This window comes from Streptomyces coryli, from assembly GCF_011044975.1.
GTDB lineage: Bacteria > Actinomycetota > Actinomycetes > Streptomycetales > Streptomycetaceae > Streptomyces > Streptomyces coryli.
The window spans coordinates 1-8,286 of sequence record NZ_JAAKZV010000310.1; the positions used below are offsets into that span (position 1 = coordinate 1).

Annotated in this window: 7 protein-coding genes and 1 pseudogene; 6 read left to right on the forward strand and 2 right to left on the reverse strand. The window is 73.8% G+C overall.

Features of this window, described 5'->3' with window-relative positions; translation table 11 throughout:
- Positions 1-208: pseudogene (locus G5C51_RS37440) on the reverse strand (hypothetical protein); the annotation flags it as partial.
- A gap of 103 nt (positions 209-311) precedes the next feature.
- Here G5C51_RS37440 and G5C51_RS37445 point away from each other — a divergent pair.
- The 4 genes from G5C51_RS37445 to G5C51_RS37460 all read left to right on the forward strand — a co-directional run bounded on the left by G5C51_RS37445 (position 312) and on the right by G5C51_RS37460 (position 3,456).
- The gene (locus tag G5C51_RS37445) at positions 312-1,001 is read left to right on the forward strand and encodes a response regulator transcription factor (RefSeq protein WP_165244604.1); all 690 of its coding nucleotides are present in this window, start codon (positions 312-314) and stop codon (positions 999-1,001) included.
- A 9-nt stretch (positions 1,002-1,010) separates the two neighbouring features.
- Positions 1,011-2,300 (forward strand): sensor histidine kinase, encoded by a 1,290-nt coding sequence (locus G5C51_RS37450; protein ID WP_165244606.1) that lies wholly within the window; start codon positions 1,011-1,013, stop codon positions 2,298-2,300.
- Positions 2,301-2,396: 96 nt separating this feature from the next.
- Positions 2,397-2,849 (forward strand): DoxX family protein, encoded by a 453-nt coding sequence (locus G5C51_RS37455; protein ID WP_165244608.1) that lies wholly within the window; start codon positions 2,397-2,399, stop codon positions 2,847-2,849.
- A gap of 139 nt (positions 2,850-2,988) precedes the next feature.
- Complete coding sequence (locus G5C51_RS37460) at positions 2,989-3,456, forward strand: nuclear transport factor 2 family protein (protein WP_165244610.1); 468 nt, start codon at positions 2,989-2,991, stop codon at positions 3,454-3,456.
- On the opposite strand, the gene G5C51_RS37465 is transcribed toward G5C51_RS37460, so the two are convergent.
- Complete coding sequence (locus G5C51_RS37465) at positions 3,453-6,122, reverse strand: ATP-binding protein (protein ID WP_165244612.1); 2,670 nt, start codon at positions 6,120-6,122, stop codon at positions 3,453-3,455. The two genes, G5C51_RS37460 and G5C51_RS37465, sit on opposite strands and share 4 nt — an antisense overlap.
- 114 nt (positions 6,123-6,236) lie before the next feature.
- On the opposite strand from G5C51_RS37465, the gene G5C51_RS37470 reads away from it, so the two are divergent.
- Entirely contained in the window at positions 6,237-7,316 is a 1,080-nt protein-coding gene (locus G5C51_RS37470) for an alkene reductase (RefSeq protein WP_165244614.1), read from the forward strand.
- Between the two features lie 73 nt (positions 7,317-7,389).
- Positions 7,390-8,286 (forward strand): phosphoribosylaminoimidazolesuccinocarboxamide synthase (locus tag G5C51_RS37475; RefSeq protein WP_165244616.1); only part of this gene is annotated, 897 nt, incomplete at its 3' end.

Sequence of the window (8,286 nt, forward strand, 5' to 3'; positions counted from 1 at the left end):
GGGTGTTGGACGGGGACGGGCTTGCGGTCGGGGGCGGGTCCGCCGCCTTGAGCTGGCGGCGGACCTCGGCCTCGTCCAGGGGGTTCGCGTGAGCGCCCTCCGGGTCCGTATGCGGCAGGGACCAGGCGCCGAGGCCGCCGGCGATGGCGAGGGCCGCCGCCCAGGCCAGGGCGGCGAGGGTCGCGCGGGCGCGGGGAGGCCACTGCATACGGGCAGGATGCCCGACGCCGTCCTAACGGCCGGTTAAAGCGCAGCCAAAGGGCGCCGCCCGCCCTGCCGCCGGGGTCCTTCCCGTGGTTACCGTGAGGCGCATGCCCCACGTACTGGTCGTCGAGGACGACTCCCGGCTGCGCGGCGCGCTGGTGCGCGCGCTGCGCGACCGCGGGCATGCCGTCGCCACCGCGGCCGGAGGGATGGCGGGGCTCGACGCCGCCGTGACGGAGCGGTTCGATCTTGTGGTGCTAGATCTGGGGTTGCCGGATGTCGACGGCGCGCAGGTGCTGCGGATGCTGCGGGCCGTGAGCGATGTGCCGGTGATCGTCGCCACCGCGCGGGACGAGGAGCCGGAGATGGTGGCCGCGCTGGGGGACGGGGCCGACGACTACATCGTCAAGCCGTTCGGGGCCGCACAGCTCGACGCCCGGATCAAGGCCGTGCTGCGGCGGGTGGGCGCCGATGAGGCGGAGCCGGTCGTACGGGTCGGGGAGCACCTCGTCGTCGATCCGGCGGCGCGGGAGGTGACCCTCGACGGGCGGGTGCTCGAGCTGACGCCGCGGGAGTTCGATCTGCTGGCCTATCTGGCGCGGCGGCAGGGGCAGGTGGTCGGGCGGCGGGAGCTGCTGGCGGAGGTGTGGCAGCAGCCGCTGGGCGGGACCGATAAGACCGTTGATGTGCATTTGTCGTGGTTGCGGCGGAAGTTGGGGGAGACCGCGCAGCAGCCGCGGTATCTGCATACGGTGCGGACCGTCGGCGTCAAGCTCAGCGCGCCGCCGCCCGAGTAGGCCGCCCGGATGCGCCGGCAGCTGCTCCTGCTCACCGCCGCCACCACCGCGCTGGTCCTCGTCGCGCTGCTGGTGCCGCTCGGGCTGCTCGCCCGCAGCCAGGCCGCCAACCGGGCCACCGCCGACGCCGCGCAGCGCGCCCAGTCCATCGCCGCCGTCACCGGGCAGGCCCTCGCCCGCGGGGGAGGCGGAGTGCGGACCGTCGAGCCGGTGCTGGCGGGGGCCAACGGGGCCGGACTGCCGCGGACTTCGGTCTTCCTGCCGGACGGCGACGTGCTCGGGGCCGCGGCGCCGGTCACCCGGGCCGTGAAGCTGGCGCGGACCGGCAAGGCCTTCACGTACGAGCCCGATGGCGGCGGGCGGATGGTGCTCGTGCCCGTGCAAGGCGTCGAGCGCACCGCCGTGGTGCAGGTGGCCGTGTCCGAGGGGCAGTTGTACGACGGAACGCTCGCGTCCTGGCTGGGGCTCGCCGGGCTCGGGGCGGGGCTGATGCTGGTCGGGCTGCTGGTCGCCGACCGGCTGGCGGCCCGGCTGGTCGGGGCCACCCGGCGGCTCGCGGGGGTGGCCGACCGGCTCGCGGGCGGCGATCTGTCGGCGCGGGCGGAGCCCGCGGGGCCGCCGGAACTGCGGCTGGTGGCAGGTGAACTCAACAACCTCGCCGGGCGGATCGACGGCTTTCTGACGGTGGAGCGGGAGAACGCGGCCGATCTCGCGCACCGGCTGCGGACCCCGCTCGCCGCGCTGCGGCTGGACGCGGAGGGGCTGCGGGACGCGCGGGAGGCGGAACGTATCGCCGCCGGGGTCGCAGGGCTTGAGCGCGGCGTCGACGACGTGATCCGGGCGGCGCGGCGGCCGCTGCGGGAGGGGGAGGCGCGGTCCGATCTGGCGGCGGTGGCGCGGGAACGGGTGGCGTTCTGGGCGCCGTTGGCGGAGGACCAGGGGCGGGCGGTGGTGGTGGCCGTCCCGGAGGCGGCGGTGCCGGTGCCCGTCGAGGAGGGCGAGCTGGGCGCGGTGCTCGACGCGCTGATCGGCAATGTGCTCGATCACACGGCGGCGGGCGTCGGGCTGCGGGTGGCCGTAACAGCCGGTGGGGAGCTGGTGGTCGCGGACGGCGGCGAGGGATTTGCGGAGGCGACCGCCGGTGAACGCGGCGTCAGCGGGGACGGATCCACCGGGCTCGGGCTCGACATCGCGCGGCGTACCGCCGAGGAATCGGGTGGCGAGGTGACGCTGGGGCGGGCCGCCGAGGGTGGTGCTCTTGTCACGATTCGCTTCGGTGATGGCATCGCGTCACAATGATTTAACTTGCAGCCATGGTTAGGGTTACCTAACCTAAGCGGGGTCCCCGAGTAGCGCGGTCCTGTCCCCGGACCGCCGAAATGGAGTCCCCCCACCATGACCGGCAGACTCAACTCTGCCCAGCCGTATGCGCTGGGCCTGTTCCGCATCGTCGTCGGCCTGCTCTTCGCCTGCCACGGCGCCTCGTCGCTCTTCGGCGTCCTCGGCGGTGCCGACGGCGAGGGCGGCACCGTCCCGGCCAACACCTGGCCCGGGTGGTACGCCGCCGTGATCCAGCTCGTCGGCGGCGCGCTCGTCTTCCTCGGACTCGGCACCCGTGCGGCCGCGTTCATCGCCTCCGGGTCGATGGCGTACGCGTACTTCAAGGTGCACCAGCCCGAGGGGCTCTGGCCGATGGAGAACGGCGGCGAGCCCTCCGCCATGTTCTGCTGGGCGCTGCTCCTCCTCGTCTTCACCGGCTCCGGCGCCCTCGGCCTGGACCGCCTGTTCTCGCGTACGCGCGACAAGGCGGAGCAGCCGGAGCGGGAAGCCGCGGCCGTCGCGGCCTGACCCGGTTCGTAACGAGGGGTCCGGGCTCGCCGCCCGGGCGCCTCGCCGCATTTCTGACTGGCCGTCAGCTATTGCCAATTGCAGGCCCGCGCCTCAAGCTGACCCCTCCGCGCCGCCGAACGACGGAGGAGGGACCGCCATGGACCTGGTCGCACTCGAGGAGATCCGCCGGCTGAAGTACCGCTATCTGCGCTGCGTCGACCTCAAGCGCTGGGACGAGCTCGCGCAGACGCTGACCGACGACGCCACCGCCGCCTACGGCACCCCGGCGCTCGGCACCGATGTGGCGCTGACCGGGCGCGACGAGATCCTGGCGTTCATGCGGGAGAAGCTCGGCCCCGAGGTCATCACCGCGCACCGCTGCAGCCAGCCCGAGATCGACGTCGACGGCGACCGGGCAACCGGGACGTGGCACTTCGAGGACACCGTGATCGCCACCGAGTTCGACGTGATGATCACTGGTTGCGCGTTCTACGAGGACCGCTATGAGCGCGGCGCCGACGGCGTCTGGCGGATCAGCCACACCGGATACGAGCGCACCTACGAGGCGATGCTGTCGCTGAAGGACCTGCCGAGCTTCAAGCTCACCGCCAACCGCTGGTCCTAACCCGACAGGTCAAGCCCCGCCAGCTCCCGCCGGTTCGCGATCCCCAGCTTCGGATACGCCTTGTACAGGTGGTATTCCACCGTCCGCGGCGACAGGAACAGCCGCGCCGCGATCTCCCGGCTGCTCACCCCCTCCGCCGCCAGCCGCGTCACCTGCAGCTCCTGCGGCGTGAGCCGGTCCACGAGGGCGGGTGCCGCGGCCCGCTCCGAGGCCAGCGTCTCGCCCGTCGCGCGCAGCTCCGCGCGCGCCCGCTCCGCCCACGGCGCGGCGTCGAGGCGCTCGAAGGCGGCCAGCGCGGACCGCAGTTGCTCGCGCGCGTCCGCCCGCCGCCGGGCGCGGCGCAGGTGCTCGCCGTAGAGCAGCTCGGTGCGGGCCTGTTCGAAGGGACGCCCTGAAGCGGGGGAGCCCTCGGCGTGCAGCTTCACCGCGCGCTCGTACGGGTCCGTGGTGTCCGTCAGCAGCGCCTCGTTGCGCAGCGCCACCGCCTGCGCCCACGGCCGGCCGCTCGCCGCCGCCCAGGCCGCGAACCGCCGGGCCGGCTCCACCGCGCGGTCCGGGGCGCCGAGCCGCACCGCAGCCTCCACCTGGTCCGCCGCCGCGAAGAGCAGCGCCGCGCTGTGCCGCACGCTGCCCGTGCGGGCCTCCTCCAGGCGGGTCAGCGCCGCCTCGTACCGGCCGAGGCCGAGGTCGAGCAGCGCCCAGGCGGTCCGGCCGTAATTGCCGTCCGCGGTAAGGCTGTCGGTGACCAGGGAGCGCACCCGGTCCTCGTCGCCCGCGATCGCCGCGATCCGGGCGAGCAGGTTGTCGAGCCGTTCCATCCGGGCCCGCAGACCCGTGTCGCGGGCGATCGCCGCGCCCTCCGCGGCCGTCGCCTCCGCGTCGCGGTGCCGGCCGGCGTAGAGCTGCAGCCGGGCCTGCACATGCAGCAGATACGGGAGCCGGCCGATGAGGCCGTCCACGCGGGCCCGTTCGATCTCCTCGGTGATCAGCGGCAGCACGGCGTCGTCGGCGAGCAGCGAGGAGAGCGAGATGGCGAACAGCCGCGCATGGCCGTCCGCCGGCACCGGATCGAGGAGCCCGGCGACCAGCGGCAGTCCGCGCTCGTAGTCCTCGTCCGCGATCAGCGCGAGGCCGCGCACCGCGGCGTCGGCCGCGGAGCCGTCGCCGTGCTTCTCCAGCAGCTCGGCGGCGCGGCACAGCGTCGCCGCGTCGCCGCCGAACCAGCCGTACGTGCCCGCCGTCCGCAGCATCGCCGCGGCCCGCCGCGGGGTGGCGTCCGGGCCGTGGTCGAGCAGCAGCCGCCCGCCCTCGACCGGCTCGTCCTTCTCGAAGAACCAGAACGACCTGATGTACGCCAACTCGGCCCGCTCCACCGGGTCGGCAGTCATCGGATACGCCCGCTCGGCGAGGCTCGCCGCCTGCTCCGCGTGCCCCGACTGCTGCGCCGCCCAGGCGCCCGCGGTCAGCCGCCGGGCGCGCTCGGCCGGGTCCGGGGTGAGCCGGGCGGCCTGCGCGTACGTGGCGGCCGCCGAGGCCGTGCCGCCGCGGTCGAGGGTGCGCTGCGCGTACGCCTCCAGCTCCGCCGCGACGTCCTCGTCCGGGCCCATCGCCGCGGCGGCGCGGTGCCCGGCCGTGCAGTCGGGGTCGGTGGAGGTGGCGGCCAGCGCCTGGTGGACGGCGACGCGGCGGGCCATGGGGGCGCCGAGATAGGCGGCGGTCCGTACGAGGGGATGCCGGAAGGTCACCCGGCCGCCGGCCACCTCGACGAGGCCCTGCGCCTCCGCCTCCGCCAGATCGGCGAGGCCGACGCCGAGCGACTCGGCGGCGGGGAGGAGGTAGGAGATCACGCCCTGCGCCTCCGCGGCGGCGAAGAGCAGCATCAGGCGGGTGCGCTCGGGGAGTCCGGCGATACGGGCCCGGAAGCGGGCCAGCACCCGGTCCGCGGCGGGCACGGGGGTCATCACCGAGCCGGGGAGCCCGCCGCCCTCGCGCCCTGCGGCCGCGGCGAACTCGGCCAGCGCCAGCGGATTGCCGTCGGCCTCCGCGAGCAGCCGTATCCGCGCCTCGGCCGGCACGTCGAGCCCGGCGAGCAGCGCGAGCGCGTCCTCGTCCCGCAGCCGGGACAGCGCCAGTTCGGGCAGCCCTGCACCGGCGTACCGCTCGTCGTCGCGGGTGGCGAACACCATCGCCACACCCTCGGCAGCGAGCCGCCGGGCGGCGAACTGCAGCGCCTGGGTGGACTGTTCGTCGAGCCACTGGGCGTCGTCGATCAGCACCAGCACCGGGCCGTCCTCGGCCACCTCGGCGAGGAGCGAGAGCACGGCGAGGCCGGTGAGGAAGCGGTCGTGCTCGCGGGCGGAGCCGGTGCCGAGGGCGGCCCGTACCGCGTCGGCCTGGGGTCCGGGGAGCTGCTCCGCGCGGTCGGCGACGGGGCGCAGCAGCTGCAGCAGCCCGGCGAAGGCGAGGTCCCGCTCGCCCTCGGCGCCGGTGGCGCGCAGGATCGTCATGCCGCTGCCGCGGGCGCGCTCCACGACCTCGGCGAGCAGCGTCGACTTGCCGATGCCGGCCTCGCCGCGCAGCACGAGGGCGCGGCTCTCGCCGGCGCACGCGGCCGCCAGCACCTGGTCGAGCTCGGCCAGTTCGGTACCCCGCCCGTACAACATCATCGTGACTTTACGCCCCCTGGGTGACCTCTACGTGGCCGTGGTGGGCGGCTACGTAATCAACTACCGAAGCGCTACGGATTCGGCGGCCATTCCCCCGTATCTAGCGTCGAAGACATGACGAACAACATCTTCGAACCAGTGACCGTAGGCAAGCTCGACCTCCCGCACCGCCTCGTGATGGCGCCGATGACGCGCAGCCGGGCCACCGCCGAGGACGGTCTGGTGACCGATCTGCACGTCGAGTATTACGGGCAGCGGGCCGGCGCCGGGCTGATCATTACCGAGGGCACCCAGCCGAGCGTGCGCGGCCAGGGCTATATCCAGACGCCGGGGCTGCACAGCGCGGAGCAGGTCGCCGCCTGGCGGCGGGTGACCGACCGGGTGCATGCCGGGGGCGGGAAGATCTTCGCGCAGCTGATGCACGCGGGGCGGGTCGGGCACCCGTACCTCTACCCGGACGGCGGGCTGCCGGAGGCGCCGTCGCCGGTGCCCACCGGGGAGGCGCTCTACACGAACGACCAGGGGATGCTCGACCACCCGGCGCCGCGGGAGCTGACCCTGGAGGACATCGCCCGGGTGATCGAGGACTTCGCCTCGGCGGCCCGTAACGCGGTGGCGGCCGGCTTCGACGGGGTCGAGATCCATGGGGCGAACGGCTATCTGATCCACCAGTTCCTGGCCGACAACACCAACCTGCGGACGGACGCGTACGGCGCCGGCTCTGTCGAGAACCGGATCCGCTTCGCGGTGGAGGTGACGCAGGCGGTCGTCGACGCCATCGGGGCTGAGCGGGTGGGGCTGCGGATCTCGCCGGACAACGAGTTCAACGCCGCGATCAGGGAGTCCGGCTCGCTGCCCACCTACCTGGCGCTGATCGAGCGGCTGAACCCGCTGGGCCTGGCGTATCTGCACGCCTTCGAGACCGACCGCGCGGTGACGCGGGAGCTGCGGCGGGCGTGGGACGGATCACTCATCCTGAACTTCGCGAGCGACGGCCGCGATGTGGTCGCGGAGGCCGAGAAGGTGCTGGCGGAGGACGTCGCCGACGTCGTCGCCGTCGGGCGGCTGTGGCTGGCGAACCCGGATCTGACCGACCGGGTCAAGGCGGGCGGCCCGTACAACGAGGGCGACCCGGCGGCCTTCTACGGCGGCGACCACCGCGGGTACATCGACTACCCGGCGCTCGGGTCGTAACCCTTGGTGCGGGTACCCGGTCCCTCTGGGGGAGAATCGGCAGCATCGCTGCCGCAACCCTCGGAGGGATCGCGTGTCCGGTTTCGTGGAGAAGCCCCAGCCCGCCGTCGTGCCCGGCCTTGTGCATCTGCACACGGGCAAGGTCCGCGACCTCTACCGCGACGAGGCCGGAAACCTCGTGATGGTCGCGAGCGACCGCATCTCGGCGTACGACTGGGTGCTGCCGACGGCGATCCCCGACAAGGGGCGGGTGCTCACCCAGCTGTCGCTGTGGTGGTTCGACCAGCTCGCGGATTTGATCCCGAATCATGTGATCTCTACGGAAGTGCCCGCAGGCGCGCCCGCGGAGTGGGAGGGGCGGGTGACCATCTGCAAGTCGCTGGAGATGGTCCCGGTGGAGTGCGTGGCGCGCGGCTATCTGACGGGGTCGGGTCTGGCGGAGTACGAGGAGTCGCGGACGGTGTGCGGGCTGGCGCTGCCTGAGGGCCTGGTGGACGGCTCGGAGCTGCCGGCGCCGATCTTCACGCCCGCGATGAAGGCGGAGGTCGGCGAGCACGACGAGAACGTGTCGTACGAGGAGGTCGCGCGGACTGCGGGCGCGGATGTCGCGGCGCAGCTGCGGCAGGCGACGCTGGCGGTGTACGGGCGGGGGCGGGAGATCGCGCGGGACCGCGGGATCCTGCTGGCGGACACGAAGTTCGAGTTCGGCTTCGCGGGGGATGAGCTGGTGCTGGCGGACGAGGTGCTGACACCGGACTCGTCGCGCTTCTGGCCTGCGGCTGAGTGGTCGCCGGGGCGGGCGCAGCCTTCCTTCGACAAGCAGTTCGTACGGGACTGGCTGACGTCGCCGGCGTCGGGGTGGGACCGGCGGTCGGAGACGCCGCCGCCGGAGCTGCCGGAGGAGATCGTGGAGCGGACGCGATCGAGGTACGTGGAGGCATACGAGCGCCTGACGCGCTCGACTTGGGCG

What these genes read in the sequence shown, in the direction of transcription:
- G5C51_RS37460 (WP_165244610.1), top strand. Translation starts at nt 2,989, where the DNA reads ATGGACCTGGTCGCACTCGAGGAGATCCGCCGGCTGAAGTACCGCTAT.
- G5C51_RS37465 (WP_165244612.1), bottom strand. Translation starts at nt 6,122, where the DNA reads ATGATGTTGTACGGGCGGGGTACCGAACTGGCCGAGCTCGACCAGGTG.
- G5C51_RS37445 (WP_165244604.1), top strand. Translation starts at nt 312, where the DNA reads ATGCCCCACGTACTGGTCGTCGAGGACGACTCCCGGCTGCGCGGCGCG.
- G5C51_RS37450 (WP_165244606.1), top strand. Translation starts at nt 1,011, where the DNA reads ATGCGCCGGCAGCTGCTCCTGCTCACCGCCGCCACCACCGCGCTGGTC.
- G5C51_RS37455 (WP_165244608.1), top strand. Translation starts at nt 2,397, where the DNA reads ATGACCGGCAGACTCAACTCTGCCCAGCCGTATGCGCTGGGCCTGTTC.
- G5C51_RS37470 (WP_165244614.1), top strand. Translation starts at nt 6,237, where the DNA reads ATGACGAACAACATCTTCGAACCAGTGACCGTAGGCAAGCTCGACCTC.